This is a genomic window from Nocardioides dilutus (assembly GCF_054779555.1).
The window spans coordinates 488,206-509,794 of record NZ_BAAGYA010000001.1; the positions used below are offsets into that span (position 1 = coordinate 488,206).

The window sequence follows — 21,589 nt, forward strand, 5'->3', positions numbered from 1 at the left end:
TGGTCAGCCCTCCCAGGTCGCGGCGGCCTCGGCCAGCGCGTCGACGACGTCGCCGGTGACCAGCTCCTCGTTGTTGGTCAGGACGGTGATGACGATCCCGTCCTCGTAGAGGCATCTCGCGAAGGATGCGAAGCCCACCTGCAGGCCTTCATGCCCCATGCCCGGCCTGCTCCCGCCGTCCTCGTCCATGACGCCGAGGCCGTAGCGCTCCTCGTCGGACGCGAGGTTCGCCTTCATCTCGGTCAACGAGTCCCGGGACACGACCTCGCCCCCGCAGAACCTGGCCCACCAACGCGCCAGGGTCCGCGAGTCCGAAGCCATCGCGCCCGCTCCGCCCGCGCCACTGATGGCGGCCAGCGAGGGCAGGTACCCGCCGCCCTTCTCGAACGCTCCACTCTCCGCGGCGGGCATGGCCATCGGCGGCGTGGGTCGCTCGTGGGGCTGGAAGATGAGGCGGTCGAGCCCCTCGCCGGCCAGGACGCCTGACCGGAGCACCTCAGCCAACGTGCGCCCTCGGACGTGCTCGATCACCAGACCGAGCAGCAGGTAGTTGGTGTTGTTGTATTCGAAGGTCTCACCGGCGGGAGCAGTCGGCGGCCCGACCCGGGCCAGGACCTCGCGCCAGGTCTCGCCCCGACGGGGATGGGCGATGACCGCGTCCCAAGTGACGTCGTCGACGTAGTCCGACAAGCCGCTGCGCATGGCCATCAGGTCCCGGATCGTGGCGTGGTTGGTGTCCAGGTGGACCCAGGCCGGGAGGTGGTCAGCCACCGGGTCGTCCAGCGCTAGGTCGCCGGCCTCGACCAGTTGCATGACCTGCGCCGCGACGATCGACTTGGTGACGCTCCCGATCGCCATCTGGGCGTCCGGCGGCATCGGAGTCTTCCCTTCGGCACGCCCGACGGCGCCGGTCCATGTTCCCTCGGCGGACATCACCGTGGCGGTCACCCCGTACCCGTTCGCGGCGTCCGTCAAGGTCGCCTGCAGCGTCGCGGACAGCTCGGCTGGCACGCGGCGTTCGGTGAGTCCCCGGAATGCCGCCGTGGGGAAGGGATCCGGCGACTCGCGCGATGACGTGGAGGGCACGCTCGTCGGCACGGCCGAGACGCTCGGCGGCGCGGACCCCGGCGGTGACTCCGTCGGCACGTGGGAGCCTGCCGGCGCTCCAGCGGGACCGCCGCATCCCCCGAGCAGCACCGGGAGCACAAGGAGAACGGCGATGGCGTCGAGTCGTCCGATCATCGGCTGCTCCAGTCCACGTCATCCAGGCCGATCCAGTCGAGCGCCCAGGTCCAGGGCGTCCGGGCCTCTGACGACGAGCCGTCCCCCGGGACCGTGAAGAGGGCGTATCCGCTGGCGCGCTTCCACGCGATGCCGAGCAGGTCACGCCCGTCGGGTGACCACCCCACGTCGAAGATGGAAAGCTTGTCGCCGTCGACCGAGCGTGGCGCGACCCTCGACGTCGCGCCCGTCGCTCGGTCGTGCACCCAGATCCGTCCGTCAGTCCCGACGACGGCGAGTCGTGTGCCGTCCGGTGACCAGGAGTCGGTCTGGGAGTCGGGCAGCTCCTGGAGCCTCTGCACACGACCGGAGCCGAGGTCGACGACGTGCACCGTCCTGGTCTCGGTGCCCTTTCCGTACGGGTTGTTGGCCTGATCCGGCTCACTGGCAAGGACCGTGAAGACGACCTCGCCCGGACGCAGCCAGGCCACGGACACCGGCTGGTCGAAGGCCATCGGCAGCTCCTGGGACGGGTCGCCCTCCGCGGGACGCCAGACGACCTCCGGTGGGCTTCGGTCCAGCGCGGCCCGCCACACGCCGCCCTCGGTGGTCCAGACGAGCTGATCACCGTCCGGCGACCACGCGAACTCCGGCTGGTGCCAGATCTGTGTCTCGAACGAGGCGAGCACCCTGTCGCGCCCGTCGAGGGTGGCCGCGTGCACCTCGGCGCGCCGGGTCTCGTAGAGAGGGATTTCCCCGTCACCGAGAAGGACGAGGTATCCCAGGCGGCGGCCATCGGGTGACCACTGCGGGCAGCTGGCTGGTTCCGTCAGCTTCAGCCGCAGCTGGGGCGGCCCCGGGTTGCCCGCGGCGTCGAGCGGCACCACGACCAGGGTCGTCCCCTCCAGGTAGGCGAGCCGGCGGTCGTCGGGTGAGACGCGGGGGCAGTGCTCAGCTGCGGACGTCGCGGTGATCCGCCGGATCGGCTGGCCCCGGCGGCTGAGATAGATGTTCGTCGGCTTGCCGCGGAACTCGGCCTGCTCGAAGCTGACCGGCTCGCTCAGATCGGGACCGCCGCCGGCCTGGGCCGCGAAGTAGATCGAGCCGTCGGAGTCGGGGCGGGCGTCGGGGGGCGGGGTCGCACGCGCGGGTGCGGCGGTCACGTCCGGGCTGGCCGACGTCGAAGGGTCACCGGCATCTCCCGTCCTCTGGCCGTCGTTCTCGCTACTGCATCCGGCGGCCGTCAGCAGCAGTGCGGTGAGCGCCAGGACCGGGGCTGCGTGCCGCATGCGTCCTCCTCGGTTGGTGTGTGCGAGGACGACTCCCGAGCGGGGGGCCGGGTTCCCGGGATCAGGGGGCTGGTTCGACGGTGATCTCGAGCGAGTCGACGACCTGGTCCCACTGCTGACGGACAGCATCCGATCCGTCGCCGGTGGGGTCCCACACCACCATCGCGGTCTCCGCCTCGGGCAGCGATACCAGCCAGATGTCGAACTCGGCGCCGCCCGGCAGTGCCCCCCTCACGCCGCCGGTCGCGAGGGGGGCCGGGAGGTCGCCGCCGCACGCCTTGACGACCAGCACGGCGTGCTGGGCCTCGCGACCGCCGAGCGTGTCCGCGGAGGGCTGCTGGACAACGGTCACCCAGTCCTTGTCGAGCAACGGCCGGAGCGAGTCCGTCATCGGGACGATCCGCTCCTCCGCACCCGACGTGTCCTCGCATCGCTGCTCGTAGACGCCGGTCGCCTCGGACCAGAGCAGCCCGGTCCAGTCGTTGTCCGGGCCGACGTTGAGCCCTCGCTCGGGGTTGCCGAGGTGCGCGAACCATCCTTCGGCCGGCGTCGCGAGCTCCACCCGCACCGTCCCGCCGGTCGACAGCTGGAACTCGTCGTACGCCGGGATGCCCGGCTCGAGGGTCACACCGTCGGAGAGAGCCCGTGCCCCGGGGGACGCGTCCTCGGATGGCTGGTCGACGAGGTGCGATCCGTCGGATCGGTCGTCTCCGGGCAGCTGGAGGACTGCGAACCCGATCACTCCGGCCGCCGCGACGGTGGCGACCGCCGTCGCTGCGATGCGCCGCTGGCGCCGCGCGGCGCCGCGCCGCGCCAACGCGTCGAGGTCCGGCAGCCTGACCCCGGCTGCTGCCCGCTCCCGGAACTGCGTGAGCTTGTCCTCAGACATGGTCCCTCTCCTCCCTGGACAGGTCAGCCGCCAGCGCGTCTCGTCCGCGCTTCAGCCGGGACTTCACCGTTCCCTCGGGGATCCCGAGCGTGCGTGCGATCTCATCGACCGCCAAGTCGGCGAGGTGATGCAGGGCAACGACCTCCCGCTGATCGTCGGGCAGTCGGCGGAGGGCGTCGATCACGTCGAGCCGGTCGTCGAGGTCGGGAGCGTCGACGGGCTCCGCGAGCCGCTCTTTGATCCGCCCGAAGTTGCGCAGCTTGCGCCACCGGCTGCGGTGCAGGTTGATCGCCACGGTGCGAAGCCAGGCCTCGGGGTTGTCCGCGCGAGTGAACCGGCGGCCCGCCGCTGCGGCACGAACGAACGCCTCCTGGACCACGTCCTCGGCCTCCGCAAAGTCCCCGATCACCCCGTAGAGCTGGACCACGAGCTTCCGGTAGCTGCCCTCGAACGCCTCGCTCAGCGTGACCTGCGGGCGCACGAAGCCGTCCCGGCCCTCGCGCACGCGGATCTCGGACATGGCCATCTCCCAGGCGGTCATCGAGACGACGACTCCCCAGCGGCCGGCCGGGTTCCCGAAGATCCACACGAAATCCGGCGGCTACGCCGGACCTGCCACCGCCGCGGCGGTTCGACGAACCCAGCCTAATGTCCCGTCAGGTCGAAGCCGCGTCCCTCGACCACGTCCAGCCGCCTCCGACCATCTGCCTTGGGCATGCTGCACCGCGTATCCTCAGTGCACCTTGATGTTCGGGGTGGCTCGTGACGGAGGGCTGATGGACATTCGAGCGCTGCGCTACGTGGTCACGCTCGCCGAGGAGCTGCACTTCGGCAGGGCGGCGAGCCGGCACTTCATCTCCGCCCAGCCCTTCGGTCAGCACGTGCAACGCCTTGAGCGGGAGCTGGGGGTGAGGCTGTTCGAGCGGACCAGCCGCCGAGTGAGCCTGACCTCGGCCGGGGTGCGGTTCGTCGAGCGGGCGCGGGCCGTTCTGGGCGAGCTCGACCAGCTGCGCCAGATCGCCGCGGAGGAGGCCCGACCAGCGACCGGCGCTCTCCGCGTGGGCATCCTCGGGTTCGGTGTGGGCGATCGCTGGGAGGCGCTTCGCTGTGCGGTGGACGTGCAGCAGCACGACCTGACGCTCGAGTACCGCGACCTCGACCTGGTCGACCAGTACGACGCCTTGCGGCGAGGTGACGTCGACGTGGCCATCGTGCAGTTCGTCGGCGACCTCGACGGGCTGGACCTCGAACCGGTCCTGGCGTCGCCGCGGGTTGCGGTCCTGCCGGCTTCCTGCGCGCTCAGCGAGGCGCCGTACCTCGCCATCGGGGACCTCGACGGGCTGTCCTGGCTGGACGTCGCCACGCACGAGCCGATGCTGCGCTCCTGGATGGGTCCCGCGGCGGGCGCCGGCGCGCGGAGCGTGCGCTACCCCGCTGGGATCCCCACGGCGGTGGCTACAACCGGGCGGGTGTCGCTGCATGCCGCCGCTGCCGCCCAGTACTACCCGCGTCCCGATGTCCGATTCGTGCCGGTGGAGGGACCTCCGGTCCGGGTGGCCCTCGCGACGCGCAGCGGAGACGATCGGCCGGCAGTGTCCGCGTTCAGGCGCGCAGCGGCGGTCGTTCGCTCCGCCGACGCGGTCTGGCCGCTGGCCGACTCGGCTTGAGGGCCGGGTCGACGCACGGGAACCCAGGCGTGCGCATCGGAGATCACAACATTCTTGGCTGATGATCCCCACGCCCGAACCTGCTGAACTCCTCGCGACGGCCGTCGCAGACCGGCCGTGCACAGGCGTCAATCCAGAGCAGGTGGTCGGGCGTGGCGACTCAACGAACTCTCGTCCGGGGCGGACACATCGTGTCGATGGACCCGGACATCGGCCAGCTGTCGCAGGGAGACGTGCTCATCGAGGACGGCGTGATCGTGGCGGTGGAGCCCTCGCTGGGCGAGATGGATGCGGAGGTGATCGACGCAACCGGGCAGATCGTCGCCCCTGGGCTGATCGACACCCACCGGCACACCTGGCAGACGCAGATGCGGGCGTTGTGCGCCGACTGGACCTTGACCGACTACCTGTTCGGCGTCCGGTTCTCGGTCTCCCCGGCCTACACGCCTGACGACGTGCACCTGGGCAACCTGCTGGGGGCGGTGGATGCGCTGGAGTCCGGGGTCACGACGATCCTGGACTTCTCGCACTGCAACAACACCCCGGAGCACGCCGACGCGGCGGTGACCGGGCTCCTGGATGCCGGGATCCGGGCAGTGTTCGGATACGGGTTCTTCGAGTCCAGCCCGATGTCGCCGCCGTACTTCGCCGAGCACGGCGCGCGTCTGAAGGACTTGGCGCGGGTCGCGGACCAGTACTTCTCCTCCCCGGGCGGACTCGTGACGCTCGGCGTGGCGTTGACCGAGGTGGGCGTCATCCCTTTGTCGGCCACGGCGGCCGAGGTCGCCGCGGCCCGGGAGCGCTCGGCGATCCAGGTCGCCCACACGGGCTGCGTATGGGGGCTCCCGAACGGCATCCGCCAGCTGGACGCCGCGGGGCTGATCGGGCCGGACCAGGTGCACGTGCACTGCAACACCCTCACCGAGGACGAGTGGCAGGTACTGGCCCGTCGCGGCGCGAAGGTCTCCATCTCGGTGGAGACCGAGCTCAACATGGGCATGGGTCGGCCGGCATTCGCGGCCTGTGAGCGGCACGGGATCGCCCCGACCCTGTCGTGCGACATCATCTCGCTCAACACCGGCGACCTCTTCGCACAGCTGCGCCAGGGCCTGGGCTTCAAGCGCTGGGCCGACACCGAGGCGATCAACCTTGCGGGTGCAGACCCGGAAAGGGTCTCGACGACCGCCCTCGAGGCGTTGCGCTGGTCGACGGTGAACGCCGCCGATGCGATCGGCCTCGGCGACCGGATCGGGAGCCTCACGCCCGGGAAGCAGGCTGATCTGATCATCGTCGGCGGTCCGGGTACGTCGCAGCACCCGGTGGTCGACGCTGCCGGGACGCTGATCTTCCAGACGACGACCTCGGACGTGCGGACGGTGCTCGTCGCGGGACGTGTGGTCAAGCGGGACGGCATGATGATCGACGTGGACCTGCCCGCCCTGCTGACCCGGGCCGACACCTCCGCCGCGGACGTCCTCGAGCGGGTCCGGGCCGCCGTACCGGTGCTTCCACCCGTGCCGTCCGGTGGGTTCGCGGTGATCCGCGACCTCGCGTCGGCCAACCTGTCGGCGTGAGCGCCGGTCCCGGCGCCGCACTGGCTGGGCCGCGAGCCGGGAGGTTGGAAGAGCTCTGCCCGGGCGTGCATGCGTGGGTCCAGCCCGACGGCTCCTGGTGGGTGAACAACGCCGGTGCGATCGCCGGCGGCGACACCCTCCTGGTCGTGGACACCTGCGCCACGGAAGCCCGCACCCGTCGCTTCCTCGACGCGGTCCACGCCGCGACGGGCGGGCTGCCCGTGCGCTTCGCGGCCAACACCCACCAGCATGGCGACCACGCGTACGGCAACAGCCTCCTGCCGGCCACCACGGTGCTCCTCGGCCATGCGAACATGCGCGAGGGACTCCGCGTCGACCCGGTGATCGACGGGTGTCCGCCGCTGTGGGACCCCGTTCCGGACTGGGGTGCGGTCACGAGGCGGCTGCCGGACCTCACGGTCGAGTCCGCCCTGACGATCCACCTCGGTGACCGCCGGGTCGATCTGCTGCATCCGGGCACTCCCGCGCACACCACGGGCGACCTGGTCGCCTGGCTCCCGGACGAGCATGTCCTGTTCTCCGGTGACCTCGTGTTCGCCGGGCTCACGCCGCTGGTGTTCATGGGATCGGTGACCGGCGCGCTCGCCGCGGTCGACTGGGTGGCGGCGTTCTCGCCAGAGGTCCTGGTCCCGGGCCACGGGCCGGTCCTCACGGGGTCGGCCATCGACGAGGTGCTGGACGAGCACCGGCAGTACTACCGGTTCCTGCTCGACACAGCAGAGCACGGGCGGGCGCGGGGATTGTCTCCGTTGGAGGCGGCCAGGCAGGCGGACCTCGGCGAGTTCGCCGGCTGGGCGGACGCGGAGCGGATCGTGCTGAACCTGCACCGGCTCTACGCCGACCGCGCGGGTCGCGAGCTGGACCTCGCCGCTGCCTTCAGCGACGCCATCGCGTGGCTCGGACGACCCATGCACACGTGGGTGTGAGGGAGAGGATCAGATGAGGTTCGTGACGTACGCCGACGTCGGCGGCGACCGGGTCGGCGTTCTTGCCGGCGACTTCGTCCACGCGCTCCCAGCGGGTGCCGCGCTGCGCGACCACCTCGCTGACGGCACGCTTCGCGAAGCCGGCGACCATGCGCTCGCTCATCCCGAGGCGGTGCTTCCGCTAGCCGACGTACGTCTGCGGGCGCCGATTCCCGACCCGCCGACGGTGCGGGACTTCATGACGTTCGAGCGCCACGTGCAAGGGGTTGCCCTCCTCGCGGGGGACGGCGCCTCCGTGCCGCCGCGTTGGTACGAGGCTCCGGCGTTCTACTTCACCAACCCCTACGCGATCCTCGGGCCGCACGACGACGTGCCCGTCCCGCCTGGCAGCCAGCTGTTCGACCTGGAGCTGGAGGTGGCCGCGGTGATCGGCCGCCCCGGCCGCGACATCGACCCCGCCGACGCCGATGAGCACATCGCGGGATACACGATCCTCGTCGACTGGTCCGCCAGGGACCTGCAGTTCGCCGAGATGGAGGTCCGGCTCGGCCCCACGAAAGGCAAGGACACCGCCACCACGCTGGGACCCGTCCTGGTCACGCCCGACGAGCTGGAACCGTGGCGCACAGACACGGCCTACGACCTCGCGATGACCGTCGACATCAACGGTCGGCGCCTCGGTGAGGACCGGTGGTCCTCGATGGCCTTCTCCTACGCCGACATGGTCGCCTACGCCTCGCGCGGCACCGACGTCCGCCCCGGCGACATCCTCGGCTCCGGGACCTGCGGCGGCGGTTGCCTCGCCGAGCTCTGGGGTCGCCAGGGATTCGACGCCCACCCCCCTCTGCGACCGGGAGACCTGGTCACCGTCACGGTCGAGCAGCTCGGGACGATGAGCACCCGCATCGTCGGGGGCGTCGAGCCCCGCCCGATCCCGCCGGCACGGCGCCGGCGTCGACCCGTGTGAGCCTTTCTGGGTCGCTTCGGTGCGGCCGACCCAAGCCTTCCCCGGGCGGTCCTACGAGCGGATCCTGCTGACATCTCCCTCCAAGCGCCGCGCTGTGACGCAGGTTGCCAGGTCAGTCCCGGTAGTCCTCTCCGAATCGCTCCAGGCTGTGGTGCTCCTCGGCCAGTCGGCGAAGCGTCGCGAGGACCTGTCCGAACACGACTTGTCCGACCACCATCTCCTCGAGCAACCCGACCCGGTCCTTGGTGTCGTCGAGGTGACCGATCTCGTAGCGGGCGATCTGGTCGGCGAACCGCACGTACGGTTCGATCTCCGCCGGGTCGCGCGGGTGGGTGTCGTACGACGCGATGAGCTCGAGGGTGGCCGCGAGGTTCTCCCGATCAGGGCTGTCCGGCCGGACATTGGTCCATCCCGCCGCGGCGATGACCTGGTCGGCCAGCGCACGGGTCACCGGACGCAGCTGGCCGGCGGGAGGCGGGGCCGGGGCGAGGGCGTCGGCCGCAAAGGCGAACACGCCGTGGATCGGGACGTCGGTGTGCTCGGCGGTTGCGACCAGCCGTTTGAGGCCCTCGATCGGGATGTCGCCGACCTCGCGGAGCAGCTTGATCAGCTGCAGCCTACGGACGTGCCGCTCGTCGTACTCCGCCAGGCGCGCCGCGCGCTTGTCCGCGGCAGGCAGGAGCCCCTCGCGCAGGTAGTACTTGATCGTGGCAACGGAAACCCCCGTTGCCTCCGACAGCTCGGAGACCCGCACGCGATCCTCCCTCTTGACACGCCACATGGATAGTGCCACTTTCTTGCTAGAGAGTACTGCTATCTACTGGAGGTGTGCGTCATGCCACGCTCAACAGATCCTCTGCGGAAGGTGCTGGTCACCGGCGGGACCGGCTTCGTCGGCTCCTGGATCACCTCGGCTCTGCTCGAAGCCGGGCATGGCGTGCGTCTGGCGGTACGCCGACCCGAGCAGGTGGCCAAGACCTTCTCCGGGCGCGATGTCGTGCCCGACGACGTGATGGTGGTCGACCTCCTCGACTCCGCGTCGGTGGCCAGGGCGCTCGACGGGTGCGACGCGGTCGTCCACGCCGCGGCGCTCTTCAGTCTCGACCCACGCAGGGCCAAGGAGATGCTCGCCACGAACGAACGTGCGACCCGGACGGTCCTGGAGACCGCCGTCGAGGCAGGGTGCGATCCAGTCGTCCACATCTCCAGCACCGTCACGCTCCTGCGACGTGCCGGGACTGACAACTCCCTCCCGCTGGGTGACCTCGACCTCCCCTACTCCCGGTCGAAGATCGCCTCCGAGCGCGTGGCCCGTGGCCTCCAGGAGCGAGGGGCCTCAGTGGTGTCGGTGTATCCCGGAGGTGTCTACGGACCGGCTGACCCCTACCTGGGCGAACAGGCAACACGCCTGGCCTGGATCGCCCGCGGACTCTTCCCCATCTGGCCGGCCGGGGGCATGCACACAGTCGACGTGCGCGACACCGCTGCGCTCGTCGCGGCCTGCCTGCAACCGGGCCGAGGGCCGCGACGGTACGTCGTGCCGGGACACCACATGACAGGCGACGACCTGTACCGCATCGTCGGCGCCGCGATCGGAAGACGACGCCCGCACGTCAGCCTCCCGGCTTGGGCCGTGCCGGCGGCCACGGCCCCGATCGATGTGCTCCATCGCCTCCTGCCCAAGGGCTGGCGCTACCCCGCGGACCGGGAAGGCGCGGAGGTGGGTGCTCGCAACACCCGGTTCGACACCTCACCGGCGGAGCAGGAGCTCGGGGTCCGGGCTCGCCCCTTGGAGGAGTCGTTGCGAGACACGTTGACGTGGCTGGTCGACGCCGGGCACCTGCCCGCCACGTACCGGGTGGGCTCGCTGACGCCCACCCGCACCAACGCGTAACCGAGCAGCTCGCGGGCCACCGCCATCCCGGCAGCGACCGACAGCTACGGCACCGGCTGACCGGGCGGCGTCAGCGCCGCCATGACCGTGGCCTTGACCAGTCCCGGGGCCCGCTCCGCCGGCAGCTCGCCCCGGTGCACGGCGCCCGATGCGGCGTGGATGACGCCCTGGATGGTGGTCACCTGCCAGTCCAGGGGCATGTCCGTGCGGACGCTGCCCTCGCGGCGGCCGCGCCGCAGGAGCTTGAGCACCCGCTGGGCGGGCTTGTCGTGCGCCTCGCGGAGGTCGCGCTCCGGGAGGGCGGCCTGGGCGGCCAGCACCAGTCCGCCGTAGCGGTGGGTGACGTGCCAGCTGGCCTCCAGCAACCGACCGAGGGCTTCGCGGACGTCGCCCTCGAGGTCGACCGCCTCGAGCTCGGCGTTCGAGCGCTCCATGGCCCGCTCGACGACCTGTGCGACGAGATCGGCTCGGTTCGCGAAGTGTCCGTAGAGAGTCACCCGCCCGACGCCGGCCGCGGCGGCGATCTCGTTGATGCTCGCGTCGGGGTCGACGGCCAGGCAGGCCGTGGCGGCGTCCAGGATCGCGGCGATGTTCTTGCGGGCATCGGCGCGCTTGGGGGCCGGGGTCGTGGTGGAGGTCACGACAACAAACTGTACACCCGTATATGAGTTGTGCTACAACTTGAACACCACTGTTCGAGTTATCTCTGGAGCACACCATGACAACCACACCGCAGGACGCGGCGCTCGGCGCCCACCCGCGTCGCTGGCAGGCTCTCGGGCTGCTGGCCGTCGCGCAGTTCATGCTGATCCTCGACATCACGGTCGTGACCGTGGCGATGCCCGACATGGGAGCCGACCTCGGCATGGGCCGGGAGGCACTCACCTGGGTGATGAGCGCCTACACGCTGGCCTTCGGCGGCCTGATGCTGCTGGCCGGCCGGGCGGCCGACATCCTCGGCCCGCGACCCTTGGTCCTGACCGGTCTGGGCCTCTTCACGCTGGCCTCCCTGGGGGTCGGGCTCGCGCCGTCGGGCGAGCTCGTCGTCGGCGGCCGGGTCGCCCAGGGCGTCGGCGCCGCGCTCCTCTCACCGGCCGCGCTCTCGGTGGTGGTCCGGCTCTTCGACGGAGAGGAGCGCAACAAGGCGCTCGGCATCTGGTCCTCGCTCGGTGGCGTGGGCGCCGCCGTCGGCGTCCTCGTCGGCGGGGTGCTCACCGCAGGCCCTGGCTGGGAGTGGGTGTTCTTCGTCAACGTGCCGGTCGGCGTCGTCCTGGTCGTCGGGCTGCAGCGGCTCCTGCCGCCGATGCCGCCCTGGGCCGCAGGAGCACGGGTCGACGTCGTCGGTGCGGCCTTGGTCACCACCGCGACGCTCCTGGTGATCTACGGGTTCATCGGCGCGGGCGAGCGCGGCTGGGGAAGCGCTGCGACGCTCGGCCTGCTCGCGGCCGGCGTGGCGACGTACGCCGTCTTCGCCTTCCGCCTGACCCGTGCCGCCGCGCCTCTCGTCGACCCACGGCTCCTCATGCGCCGCCCGGTGCTGGCCGGCACGTTCGTGCTGTTCGTGACGACCGGCCTGATGGTCGCGGTGTTCTTCCTGGGCACCTTCTACCTGCAGGAGGCCGAGGACCACGGTCCCCTGGCCACCGGCCTGCTGTTCCTGCCGGTAGCACTGGCCACGATGGCCGGAGCCACCGTCGGTGGCCGGCTCATCGGGCGCACCGGTGCGCGGCCGATGGGCGTCGCCGGGTTGCTCGTCGCCGCCGCCGGCCTGTCGGTGCCGGCGGTCAGCCTGAGCACGGTCACCACGGTGGTCGCGGTGAGCGTCGGCTCGGCCGGTCTGGGTGCCCTGTTCGTCGTGGCCGCAGCCACGGCCCTGGGCCAGGTCGCACCCGAGGAGGCCGGGGTGGCGTCCGGCGTGCTGAGCACCAGCCACGAGCTCGGCTCCTCCCTGGGGGCGGCCGTGGTCTCCGGGGTCGCCGCGGCCAGCCTGATCGCCGGCACCGGGAGCGGCTTCGAGCGCGGCTACCTCGTGGCCGCGGCCGTGGCAGCCGGCTCCGCCGTCGTGGCCGCCGCGGTGATCCCTGGGAGGACCCGATGACCACCATCACGACTCCCGCTCCGACCACCCGCACAGCCCACCGCACGACAACCGCAACTCGCAGCTGAGGAAGGACAACACGATGCGCACTCTCATCTCGACCCACTTCATCTCCCTCGACGGCGTCGTCGACTCACCCGGCGGCGAGCCGGGCTACCGCCACTCGGGGTGGACCTTCCAGGTCGCCGAAGACCCGGAGGCCTACTCGCTCAAGGAACGCGAGATGGAGGAGGCGACCGCGATGCTCCTGGGCCGGGCGAGCTACGACGCGTTCGCGCCGGTCTGGCCGAAGGTCGACTTCTTCCAGCGCCGCTACAACGGGCTGCCCAAGTACGTCGTCTCGACCACCCTCTCCGAGGACGACCTGGTCACCGACTGGGGCGACATCACGATCCTGCGGTCGGTCGACGAGGTAGCCGAGCTCAAGGAGACCGACGGTGGCCCGATCAGCATGCACGGCAGCGCCTCGCTGCATCGTGCGCTCTCCGACGCCGGCCTGGTCGACCGCTACCACCTGCTGGTGTTCCCCTTCCTCCTCGGCGCCGGCATGCGCCTGTTCAGCGAGACCGACCGCGAGAAGCAGCGCCTCGAGCTGATCGATAGCGAGTCCTACGGCAACGGCGTCCAGAAGCTCGTCTATGACGTCGTCCGGTAGGGGAGTCAGAGGGCGCCGTCACGCCTGAGTCGGCGGCAGCGGCGAGCCGGTCTCGACCACCGTCTTGAGGCTGCTCAGGATGTAGGACCACCCGCGCACGTTGGCGGCCGTCTTCGGCGAGCCCTCGAGGAGGTCGTGGACGAGCGTCAGCTTGGTGATGCCGCTGGGCTGCTCCTCGACCTCCCAGGTGACGCGGCTCTCGGGCTCGGCGGCCAGGTCGGGGTCATAGAGGCTCCGCCAGGTGTGCACGAGCCGACGCGGTGGGTCGCACTCGAGAATCGAGTTGTCGTTCCAGACCTGATCGCCGTCGGGGGAGACCAAGCGGAGCTTGGTGCCGACCTCGTAGGTCGACTCGACGCGCGCGCCGTGGAAGAACTTCGCCACCATCGCCGGGTCGGTGATCGCCTCCCACACCCTCTCCTGCGAGGCGTTGATGTAGAGCTGGTAGACCTGGGTGGTCAGCACGGTCTCGGTCGGGCTGGTCATCGGACTCCTTCCACGTGGTCCTTGAGATCGAGGAGCGCCGTCGCCCTCCGGTCGCGGTACTTGTCGATCCAACGCTCGTAGATGAGCCGGATCGGCACCGGGTTGAGGTGGTGGTGCTTGTGGCGCCCCTGCTTGCGCGTGACGACGAGACCGGCCTGCTCGAGCACCCGCAGGTGCTTCATCACGCCGAACCTGGTGAGGTCGACGACCTCGGCCTCGAGCTCCACGAGCGTCATCCCGTCGCGCTCGAAGAGGCGATCGAGGAGGAGCCTGCGGGTCGGGTCCGCCAGCGCCTTGAACACCAGGTCCTCGCCGTCCACACGGGGAGGTTAGGTGACTACATTGTCACGTGTCAATATGGTCACCTATTTCGGTTCACAGGGGACTGACAGGTCCGGCAGGGTGCTCGCTCAGCCGGCGTCCGCACGCTCGTCCCATGAGCGAGAACACGACCCCCGAGAACAGCCCCGAGAACAGCAGCCCCGAGAACCGCAGCCCCGAGAACAGCACTCCCGACCCGAGCAGTCCGGAGCCCGACCACAGCGGCAACCGCTGGGAGCCGACTGACGCGTCGACCGAGCCCGGCGACGAGCCCGGCCACGAGCCGGCCGCGGCGACGATGCCACCGTCGAGCCACACCTCGCCCTTCACGCGAGCCCGGGTGGTCGTCGCGGGTGTCGCGGCCGCGGTGCTGCTCGTCGGTGGCGTCGGCGGGTTCGCGGTCGGACGGGCCACTGCCGGCGATGAGGACTGGGACGGCCCCGGAAATCACCAGCAGGTCGGCTTCCCGCCCGGCGGCGCCGGGTTCCCCGGCGACCTCGACCGCGACCGCGACCGCGATGGCGACCGGCCCGGTTTCGGCGAGGGGGACGACGACGGCGACGACGGCCGCGACGGCTCGGACACATGACCGTCCTGGACATGCGGCCGGCTGCTGTGTCGGTGCTGCTCGACCGGACCCGGACCGACGCGATGGTCCGGGTCGGCGCTGGGGCGCTGCTGACCGGCGCCCTCGGCCTGGTGACGGCCTGGTGGATCGGCGACGGCGGGTGGTCCGCCTCGCTGAGTGGCGGCGCCGTGTTCACCTCGACCGGACAGCTGACCGGGCTGCTCGCCAGTGTGCTGCTGCTCGCCCAGGTGGTCCTGATGGCCCGTGTGCCGGTGCTCGAGCGAGCGGTCGGCCAGGACGCTCTGGCCCGCCTGCACCGGCTGGTCGGGTTCACGTCGTTCAACCTGATGCTCGCCCACCTCGGCCTGATCACGGTGGGGTACGCCGGCGGCTCGATCGGCGGCAGCCCCGGAACGTTCTGGGACCTGACCGTCGACTACCCCGGGATGCTGCTGGCCCTGGCCGGCACGTTGTGCCTGGTCATGGTGGTGGTCACCAGCGTGAAGGCGGCGCGTGGCCGGCTGCGCTACGAGTCCTGGCACCTGCTCCACCTCTACGCCTACCTCGGGGTGGGGCTGGCGCTGCCGCACCAGCTGTGGACCGGTGAGCAGTTCACCGCCCACCCCGTCCGGACGGCGTTCTGGTGGGGAGCCTGGGCGCTCGCCGCGGGCTCGATCCTGGTCTGGCGGATCGGCGTGCCGGTCTACCGGTCGTGGCGGCACGACCTGCGGGTCACCTCGGTGGTCCGGGAGACCGATGACGTTGTGTCGGTCTACGTCACCGGTCGCGACCTGGAGCGACTCCCCGTCCGGGCCGGCCACTTCCTGACGTGGCGCTTCCTGGCCGGTCCCGGCTGGTCACGGGCCCACCCCTACTCGTTGTCCGCGGCCCCCGACGGCAGCAGCCTGCGGATCACGGTCAAGGACCTCGGCGACGGCAGCCGGGCGCTGGCGCGGCTCGTCCCGGGCACCCGCGCGCTCTTCGAGGGTCCCTACGGGCGCCTCACCGAACGGGTCCGCACCCGGCGCAAGGTAGCGCTGGTCGGCGCCGGCGTCGGCATCACGCCGCTGCGGGCGCTGGCCGAGGGACTGGCGTACGCACCCGGCGACGCGGTCCTCGTCCAGCGGTACGCCGCGGAGCCGCTGTTCGCGCGCGAGATCGCGGTGATCGCGGCCGAGCGCGGCCTGGACGTGGTGGGCGTGCCCGGACACCGCAACGCACCGGGCACCGCGCCGTCCGACCTGCTCGCCCACGTCCCGGACCTGGCCGAGCGCGACGTCTTCGTCTGTGGCCCCGACGCCTGGGCCCGCGAGGTCGGCCAGGTCGCGGTGGCCGCCGGGCTGCCGCCCCGGCACCTGCACGTCGAGAGCTTCCGGTGGTGACCCGATGAGGCGGATCGTCCTGTGGGCCTCCAGCACCGCGGCGGCGCTGGTGCTGCTCTTCGGCTACCACACCTCGACGTCCGGGGTCGCCGCCCCCGCGCAGCAGCCCATCGGCTCCAGCCTGTCGACGACGTCGACCACCACCACCTCGGGGACGGGCGGCACCTCGGGCTCCACGGTCACCGGCGACACGGTCCATACCCGCTGGGGCCCGGTGCAGGTGCAGGTCACCACCGACAACGGCACGATCACCTCGGTGCAGGTCGTGCAGTATCCGTCCGAGAACGGCAAGGACGTGGAGATCAACAACTACGCGCTGCCGATCCTCGTCGACGAGACGCTCGCCGCCCAGAGCGCTGACATCGACATGGTCAGCGGCGCGACCGTGACCAGCGTCGGCTACACCGACTCCCTGCAGTCCGCGCTGGACCAGGCGGGCCTGTGAGCACCGCGACCAGCCTCCCCGTGCACCGGCAGGTCGCCCACGTCATGGGGATGCCCGTCAGCCTGGCGCTGCGGGGCAAGCACGCCGACGACGCCCGGGGGCGAGGGGCGTGGGCCGAGGCGGTGGCCACCCTGCAGGACGTCGACCGGGTCTTCAGCACCTACCGGGCCGACTCGTACGTCAGCCGCCTGGCCCGTGGCGAGATCGATGTCGCCGACTGTCCGCCCGAAGTCGCCGAGGTGCTGGCGATCGGGGAGCGGGCGCGGCGGGAGTCCGGCGGCGCCTTCGACGTACGCCGGCCGGGGCCCGACGGCACTGCGGTGCTGGACCCGAGCGGTGTCGTCAAGGGCTGGGCGGCAGAACGGGCCGCCCGGGTGCTGCGACTGCTTCCCGGCACGGACTTCAGCCTGTCGGTCGGCGGCGACGTGGTCTGCCACGTGTCGCGCGAGGACTCGCCGGACTGGAGGATCGGGATCGAGGACCCGCACGACCCGGCCCGGGTGGTCGCGGTGGTTCCCCTCCGCACCGGTGCGGTGGCGACCTCGGGCGCGGTGCACCGCGGGGACCACGTCGTCGACCCGCGCAGCGGACGCGCCCCGCGCCGGATCGCCTCGGTCACGGTCGTTCACGCCAACCTGACGTGGGCCGACGTCGATGCGACAGCGGCGTTCGCGCAGGACGAGGGCGCGCTCGCCTGGCTGCGCACCCGGCCGGGCCGCCGCGGCCTGGTGGTCCGGGCGGACGGTCGCCGCGATCTCTTCGGGGCCGCCTGAGAGTCCCAGGTCCTTCGCGGTTCCGCGCGGGACCTTGGCCCCTGTGATCCAGGAGACACGGGATCGACCATGAACACCTGGCGCCGTTGAGGAGGAGGGTGCGGCATGCGGTCCGATCTGGTCTTCCGTGTGGTGATGCAGGCGACCGCGGCGGTCATGGCCGCGGCCCTGGTCGTCCAGCCCTCCACCGCTGTGGCAAGCACCAGCGTCGACCCCGGTGCCTTGCCGCGCGGTGAGGACCCGGCCGTGGCGTACCTGGTCGGGGACACCATCAGGGACGGGGACCTCCGGATACCGGCGACCCGTCGCGGGAAGCACGACGCCTTGTGGGTCGTCAAGGGCGGCTACGTCGTCCGGGACTACAACGTCGGGCCGCGAGGGCTGATCCGGGTCGTCTTCATCGACCGGACCGGTGAGCGTCGGCTCGTCGCGCAGTCGCGGAACTGGATCGGCGTCGCGGTGGAGGACGGCGGACGCTTGGTGGCGGTCCAGCAGAACGCAGGAAGCCTGGGCGAGTGGACCCGCGTGACGGTCGAGCGCCCGAGGAGCGGGCGGGTGCTGGGGAGCCGGACGCTGCGACTGGCCACCCTCGTGGCGGTGACCACTGAGCAGGTGCTGCTGGGGCGTCGCACCCACTGGCGCGACCCGGCGACGGTCTGGTGGGACTTCCGGCGCGACCGGCTCCGCCGGATCCACGACCAGGCCGCGATCCGGGCTGACGTCGGGCACGACAAGGTCGTGTTCACGACGTCTCCGGACAACGACGCCTGTGTCCGGGTCGCCGTGCTCTCCAAGCCGTCGCGCACGCTGTGGCGCACGTGTCGCCGCGGACCGCACCAGTGGTCACCGGACGGCACCCACGTGCTGTCGACCCACACCTACTTCGATGCCGCCGGGACGGACAGGTGGTGGGTCGCCGACGGCAGCACCGGAGACCCCCTGTCGCGGGTCACTGGACGCCTCGACTGGAGCGCGGTCTGGGAGGACGACGGTCACTTCCTGACCTTGGCGCAGAGCGAGGCCGGGACGGCTGCAGTCATCAGGTGCGACCTGACGGGCAGCTGCGAGCGGGCCTCCAGGCTGTGGCAGGTGCCCCTGCCGCCGGACTCGACGTACTACGCACCGCCTCCGGTGATCCTCGCCGAATGAGTCCCGTCCGTCAGCCGGAGGTTGCGGCCGGCCCGATCCCGGTCAGCGCAGGATCAGGAACAGCCCGACCGCGGTGGGCAGCAGGCCGAGGACCGACCACGGGCTGATCGGTCGGCGCCCGTGGATGAGGAGCCCGACCGCGATGGCGATGATCCCGAACGCGCCCGCGATGACGCACAGCCCGATCTGGGAGACGCGGTTGCCGTCGTCCATGAACACCGCCGCGATCACGAGCCCCGCGGCCAGGTGGAAGATCGTCGTGGTTGCCAGCACCGAGGCCACCCAGCGCTGGACGTTGGTCAGGGCGCGGTCGTTGACCGGGCGGACCGGGTTGTTGGGGTCCATCAGGTGACGCGCGCGCTTGACCGGTGCCGGGTTCTCCACGGCTCCAGTGTCCTCCTGGGGGCCCGGCTTGGAGCACCCGGCCAGGCTGGAGCCATGGCGAACCTCCTGGACACCGTCCTCGACCGGTCGGTGGTCCTCGGCTGGAGCAAGGTCGGGTCGGCCCTGCGCCGCAGGTGGTGGCCCGCCGACCCGGAGCCGAACGCGCTCGCCGGCAAGCGGGTGCTCGTCACAGGCGCGACATCGGGCATCGGCGAGGCCATGGCGCGCTCATTCGTCGACCTCGGGGCCACGGTCCACGTGCTCGGGCGCGACGCCGGCAAGCTCGGCGGGGTGGCGCGGCAGCTGCGGCTGGAGCGGCCCACGGCCGAGGTCGTGGAGGAGGTCTGCGACGTCGGCGACCTCGACGCCGTCCGCGCCTGGGCCACGGCCTTCGCGGCCCGGGTGCCGGCGCTGCACGGGCTGGTCCACAACGCCGGGACGATGACCCAGGAGCGCCGGGAGAGCGCCCAGGGCCACGAGCTCGGCCTGGCCGTGCACGTGCTCGGCCCGCACCTGATGACCGAGCTGCTGCAGCCGGCGCTGGTGGCGGCCGAGGGCGCGAGCGTGGTGTGGATGAGCAGTGGCGGGATGTATGGCGCCGGCCTGCCGGGCGACGTCGACGGCTACGAGTCCCGCGGTGTCGACAAGGGTGGCGACTACAACGGCGTCCGGGCCTACGCCCGCACCAAGCGGATGCAGGTCGTGCTCGCCGACGCCTGGGCACGCCGGCTCGAGGACCAGGACGTGCGGGTCGAGTCGATGCACCCCGGCTGGGTCGCGACCCCGGGGGTGGCCAGCCACCTGCCGACGTTCAACATGATCAGCAGGCCGGTGCTGCGCGACTCCGAGGACGGCGCCGACACCGCGGTCTGGCTGGTGGCCACCAGGCCGCCGTCGGCGCCTCCGCACTTCTGGCACGACCGGGTCCAGCGGCCCGTCACGCTGGGCGGCCGCCACGCGCCCCGGGCCGACGACGTACGCCGCTTCCTCGCGTGGGTCAGCGAGGCGACAGGGACCTCGTCCGGCTGGTGACACACTGGCGGCCGTGACCGATTCGGGGGCCGCCGACCTGGGCGCGCAGGACAGCCTCGCCGAGCCGATGCGCTCGCGCCGGAGCGTCAGCGTCTTCGACGACACCCACGTGCTCGAGCCCGACCAGATCGCGCTGCTGCTCACAGCGGGCCGCTGGGCACCCAGCTGCGGCAACGCCCAGCCGGCGCACTTCGTGGTGGCCGAGCGCGGCAGCCGGAGCCACGAGGTGCTGGTGAGGCACCTGACCACGGGCAACTCCGGCTGGGTGCCTCGGGCCTCTCTCGTGCTCATTGCCGGGGCGCAGTTCGCCCCCGACGAACGGGGCGAGGGCGGCTACAAGCCGAGGTACGCCGACTACGACACCGGCCAGGCGGCCGCCCACGTCACCCTCCAGGCCCGGGCGATGGGGCTCGAGGCGCACCAGTTCGCCGGCTTCGACAAGGAGGCCGTCGCCGCCGAGCTCGGGGTCCCGGACTTCGTCCGGCTGCTGACCGGCATCGCGGTCGGCGTGCCCGGCGACCCGGCCGACGTCTCCGAGCGCGACGCCGAGCGCGACCGACGGGTCCGGCGTCGCGAGCCGCTGTCGGCCCGCGCCCACGGCGAGCGGTGGGGCACCCCCTGGGCCGGGCTCACCGGGGTGACCGGAGACGCCTCGTGAGCGGCGCGCGCAAGTGGCTGAGCGTGGCGCTGGTCGCGTTCATCGCCTTCGTCATCAACTTCCCGCTGCTGCACAGCAGCTTCCTCCGGTGGCAGGTGGAGCGGTCGGGAGTGGACGTCGTCGCGGAGGTCACGGAGACCCGCGAGCTCGGTGGCGACCTGCTGGTCGTGTTCACCGTGCCGGGTGACGGGCGCCGCGAGCCGTTCGAGAACGCCGTGGCGGAGGTCGACTCGGCGACCTACGAGGAGGCTCGGGAGACCAAGCAGCTCGACGTCCGGGTCCTGTCGGACGACGGCGGCTCCTTCATCGTCGAGGGCCAGATCACCAGCCGCCTCGGCCTGGTCGTCACCGTGCTGGCCGACGTCTTCCTCGTCGCGATGGTCGTGCTGATGCTCCGCTTCCGCGGCGCGCTGCGGGTCGAGCTGGTGCTGCGGGCCACGGAGGACCTCGAGCGCTGCCCACCGGGGTCGCGCCTCGACCGGATCTCGGGCCTGCGATACGTCGTCAGCGGCGAGGTGGCCGAGCTGGGGGACGAGGAGGTAGTGCTCGACCTCGGCGACCGCCGGGTGCGGGTGCTGCTGGACGGCTACGCCAACCCGGCGGGCTACCAGCAGCCGGTGCGGGCCGTCGGCTACATGGTCGCCTGAGCGGGTACCTGGGCCGCCATGACCATCTTCTCCGCGAACACCCACGCCGAGGCCGTCGTGCTCGCCCCGCAGCAGGACATCTGGGAGGTGCTGGTCGACCCCGACCTGGTCGCCGGCTTCACGCCGTTCGTCAAGCGGATCAGCGCCGACGGCGAGCACTGGCGCTGGGAGATGGGTGGTCTCGAGGTGCTGGGCAGGAGCGTCGCGCCGGCCTTCACCGAGCGGATGGTCCTCAAGGAGCCGGACCGCATCGAGTTCCACCACGACCCGCCCACGGGTGTGCGCGAGAAGTCGTCCGTGGAGGGCTGGTACGACCTGTCGCCCGTGCCGGAGCACGAGGGTGGCGGCACGGCCCTGGTCACCGACCTCACCATCTCCCTCGACCTCCCGCTGCCCGGCGTCGCCCGGGGCGCGGTGAAGGCGGCGATGGGTAGGGTCATCGACAGCATGGGTGACCGGTTCTCCGCCAACCTGCTCGCCCATCTGGGGGCCGAGCAGCGACCAATGTGACCGTTACTTGCTCGTAGCACCGCCCGGGCACGA

General features: G+C 71.6%; 25 protein-coding genes. 16 read left to right on the forward strand and 9 right to left on the reverse strand.

The genetic code is table 11. The features are described 5' to 3' along the window. Positions 1–3: 3 nt before the first annotated feature. The 4 genes from ACYVC6_RS02315 to ACYVC6_RS02330 form a co-directional block, all read right to left on the reverse strand. A complete protein-coding gene (locus ACYVC6_RS02315; protein ID WP_460710556.1) occupies positions 4–1,011 on the reverse strand; it encodes a serine hydrolase domain-containing protein in 1,008 nt (335 codons plus the stop codon). A 227-nt stretch (positions 1,012–1,238) separates the two neighbouring features. Next, positions 1,239–2,510 carry a WD40 repeat domain-containing protein gene (locus ACYVC6_RS02320; RefSeq protein WP_460710558.1) on the reverse strand — a complete coding sequence of 424 codons (1,272 nt, stop codon included), beginning with the start codon at positions 2,508–2,510 and terminating at the stop codon, positions 1,239–1,241. Positions 2,511–2,571: 61 nt separating this feature from the next. Beyond that, a complete protein-coding gene (locus tag ACYVC6_RS02325; protein ID WP_460710560.1) occupies positions 2,572–3,399 on the reverse strand; it encodes a hypothetical protein in 828 nt (275 codons plus the stop codon). Then, positions 3,392–3,988 (reverse strand): SigE family RNA polymerase sigma factor, encoded by a 597-nt coding sequence (locus ACYVC6_RS02330; protein ID WP_460710562.1) that lies wholly within the window; start codon positions 3,986–3,988, stop codon positions 3,392–3,394. Before ACYVC6_RS02330 ends, ACYVC6_RS02325 begins: the two co-directional genes overlap by 8 nt. 187 nt (positions 3,989–4,175) lie before the next feature. Between ACYVC6_RS02330 and ACYVC6_RS02335 the strand changes: the two genes are divergently transcribed. The 4 genes from ACYVC6_RS02335 to ACYVC6_RS02350 all read left to right on the forward strand — a co-directional run bounded on the left by ACYVC6_RS02335 (position 4,176) and on the right by ACYVC6_RS02350 (position 8,554). Further along, the gene (locus ACYVC6_RS02335; protein ID WP_460710564.1) at positions 4,176–5,066 is read left to right on the forward strand and encodes a LysR family transcriptional regulator; all 891 of its coding nucleotides are present in this window, start codon (positions 4,176–4,178) and stop codon (positions 5,064–5,066) included. A gap of 152 nt (positions 5,067–5,218) precedes the next feature. After that, positions 5,219–6,640, forward strand: a complete 1,422-nt coding sequence (locus tag ACYVC6_RS02340; RefSeq protein WP_460710566.1) for an amidohydrolase family protein — start codon at positions 5,219–5,221, stop codon at positions 6,638–6,640. Beyond that, on the forward strand, positions 6,637–7,587 hold the full coding sequence (locus ACYVC6_RS02345; RefSeq protein ID WP_460710568.1) for an MBL fold metallo-hydrolase: 951 nt from the start codon (positions 6,637–6,639) through the stop codon (positions 7,585–7,587). Before ACYVC6_RS02340 ends, ACYVC6_RS02345 begins: the two co-directional genes overlap by 4 nt. Positions 7,588–7,600: 13 nt before the next feature. Beyond that, entirely contained in the window at positions 7,601–8,554 is a 954-nt protein-coding gene (locus ACYVC6_RS02350) for a fumarylacetoacetate hydrolase family protein (protein ID WP_460710570.1), read from the forward strand. Positions 8,555–8,666: 112 nt separating this feature from the next. Here the strand turns inward: ACYVC6_RS02350 and ACYVC6_RS02355 are convergent, their stop codons facing one another. Further along, positions 8,667–9,308 carry a MerR family transcriptional regulator gene (locus ACYVC6_RS02355; RefSeq protein ID WP_460710572.1) on the reverse strand — a complete coding sequence of 214 codons (642 nt, stop codon included), beginning with the start codon at positions 9,306–9,308 and terminating at the stop codon, positions 8,667–8,669. 81 nt (positions 9,309–9,389) lie between these two features. Between ACYVC6_RS02355 and ACYVC6_RS02360 the strand changes: the two genes are divergently transcribed. Next, on the forward strand, positions 9,390–10,448 hold the full coding sequence (locus tag ACYVC6_RS02360; RefSeq protein WP_460710574.1) for an NAD-dependent epimerase/dehydratase family protein: 1,059 nt from the start codon (positions 9,390–9,392) through the stop codon (positions 10,446–10,448). Between the two features lie 44 nt (positions 10,449–10,492). On the opposite strand, the gene ACYVC6_RS02365 is transcribed toward ACYVC6_RS02360, so the two are convergent. Further along, positions 10,493–11,089, reverse strand: coding sequence for a TetR/AcrR family transcriptional regulator (locus ACYVC6_RS02365; protein ID WP_460710576.1), 597 nt, complete (start codon positions 11,087–11,089; stop codon positions 10,493–10,495). 77 nt (positions 11,090–11,166) lie between these two features. Between ACYVC6_RS02365 and ACYVC6_RS02370 the strand changes: the two genes are divergently transcribed. Both ACYVC6_RS02370 and ACYVC6_RS02375 read left to right on the forward strand, forming a co-directional pair. Continuing rightward, entirely contained in the window at positions 11,167–12,546 is a 1,380-nt protein-coding gene (locus tag ACYVC6_RS02370; protein ID WP_460710578.1) for an MFS transporter, read from the forward strand. Positions 12,547–12,628: 82 nt separating this feature from the next. Continuing rightward, positions 12,629–13,201: a dihydrofolate reductase family protein gene (locus ACYVC6_RS02375; protein WP_460710580.1), complete on the forward strand. Its 573-nt coding sequence runs from the start codon at positions 12,629–12,631 to the stop codon at positions 13,199–13,201. An 18-nt stretch (positions 13,202–13,219) separates the two neighbouring features. Here ACYVC6_RS02375 and ACYVC6_RS02380 read toward each other — a convergent pair whose 3' ends face one another. Together ACYVC6_RS02380 and ACYVC6_RS02385 are read right to left on the reverse strand one after the other, a co-directional pair. After that, positions 13,220–13,687, reverse strand: a complete 468-nt coding sequence (locus ACYVC6_RS02380) for an SRPBCC family protein (protein WP_460710582.1) — start codon at positions 13,685–13,687, stop codon at positions 13,220–13,222. After that, positions 13,684–14,007, reverse strand: coding sequence for an ArsR/SmtB family transcription factor (locus ACYVC6_RS02385; RefSeq protein ID WP_460710584.1), 324 nt, complete (start codon positions 14,005–14,007; stop codon positions 13,684–13,686). The genes ACYVC6_RS02380 and ACYVC6_RS02385 overlap by 4 nt, the downstream gene beginning before the upstream one ends. Positions 14,008–14,123: 116 nt before the next feature. On the opposite strand from ACYVC6_RS02385, the gene ACYVC6_RS02390 reads away from it, so the two are divergent. From ACYVC6_RS02390 to ACYVC6_RS02410, 5 genes are all read left to right on the forward strand, one after another. Next, entirely contained in the window at positions 14,124–14,597 is a 474-nt protein-coding gene (locus ACYVC6_RS02390; protein WP_460710586.1) for a hypothetical protein, read from the forward strand. Then, positions 14,594–15,958 carry a ferredoxin reductase family protein gene (locus ACYVC6_RS02395; protein ID WP_460710588.1) on the forward strand — a complete coding sequence of 455 codons (1,365 nt, stop codon included), beginning with the start codon at positions 14,594–14,596 and terminating at the stop codon, positions 15,956–15,958. The genes ACYVC6_RS02390 and ACYVC6_RS02395 overlap by 4 nt, the downstream gene beginning before the upstream one ends. A 4-nt stretch (positions 15,959–15,962) precedes the next feature. After that, a complete protein-coding gene (locus ACYVC6_RS02400) occupies positions 15,963–16,403 on the forward strand; it encodes an FMN-binding protein (RefSeq protein ID WP_460710590.1) in 441 nt (146 codons plus the stop codon). Beyond that, positions 16,400–17,176, forward strand: a complete 777-nt coding sequence (locus tag ACYVC6_RS02405) for an FAD:protein FMN transferase (protein WP_460710592.1) — start codon at positions 16,400–16,402, stop codon at positions 17,174–17,176. The genes ACYVC6_RS02400 and ACYVC6_RS02405 overlap by 4 nt, the downstream gene beginning before the upstream one ends. 105 nt (positions 17,177–17,281) lie before the next feature. Further along, entirely contained in the window at positions 17,282–18,325 is a 1,044-nt protein-coding gene (locus ACYVC6_RS02410; protein WP_460710595.1) for a hypothetical protein, read from the forward strand. A gap of 42 nt (positions 18,326–18,367) precedes the next feature. Here the strand turns inward: ACYVC6_RS02410 and ACYVC6_RS02415 are convergent, their stop codons facing one another. Then, positions 18,368–18,709 carry a hypothetical protein gene (locus ACYVC6_RS02415; protein ID WP_460710597.1) on the reverse strand — a complete coding sequence of 114 codons (342 nt, stop codon included), beginning with the start codon at positions 18,707–18,709 and terminating at the stop codon, positions 18,368–18,370. A gap of 54 nt (positions 18,710–18,763) precedes the next feature. Here ACYVC6_RS02415 and ACYVC6_RS02420 point away from each other — a divergent pair, with 54 nt between their 5' ends. From ACYVC6_RS02420 to ACYVC6_RS02435, 4 genes are read left to right on the forward strand one after another with little or no spacing between them, the layout of a single operon-like run. Continuing rightward, positions 18,764–19,741, forward strand: a complete 978-nt coding sequence (locus tag ACYVC6_RS02420) for an SDR family NAD(P)-dependent oxidoreductase (protein ID WP_460710599.1) — start codon at positions 18,764–18,766, stop codon at positions 19,739–19,741. 13 nt (positions 19,742–19,754) lie between these two features. Further along, the gene (locus ACYVC6_RS02425) at positions 19,755–20,399 is read left to right on the forward strand and encodes a nitroreductase family protein (protein ID WP_460710601.1); all 645 of its coding nucleotides are present in this window, start codon (positions 19,755–19,757) and stop codon (positions 20,397–20,399) included. Further along, positions 20,396–21,046 carry a hypothetical protein gene (locus ACYVC6_RS02430; protein WP_460710603.1) on the forward strand — a complete coding sequence of 217 codons (651 nt, stop codon included), beginning with the start codon at positions 20,396–20,398 and terminating at the stop codon, positions 21,044–21,046. Before ACYVC6_RS02425 ends, ACYVC6_RS02430 begins: the two co-directional genes overlap by 4 nt. A gap of 18 nt (positions 21,047–21,064) precedes the next feature. Next, on the forward strand, positions 21,065–21,556 hold the full coding sequence (locus ACYVC6_RS02435) for an SRPBCC family protein (protein ID WP_460710605.1): 492 nt from the start codon (positions 21,065–21,067) through the stop codon (positions 21,554–21,556). Positions 21,557–21,589 lie beyond the last annotated feature (33 nt).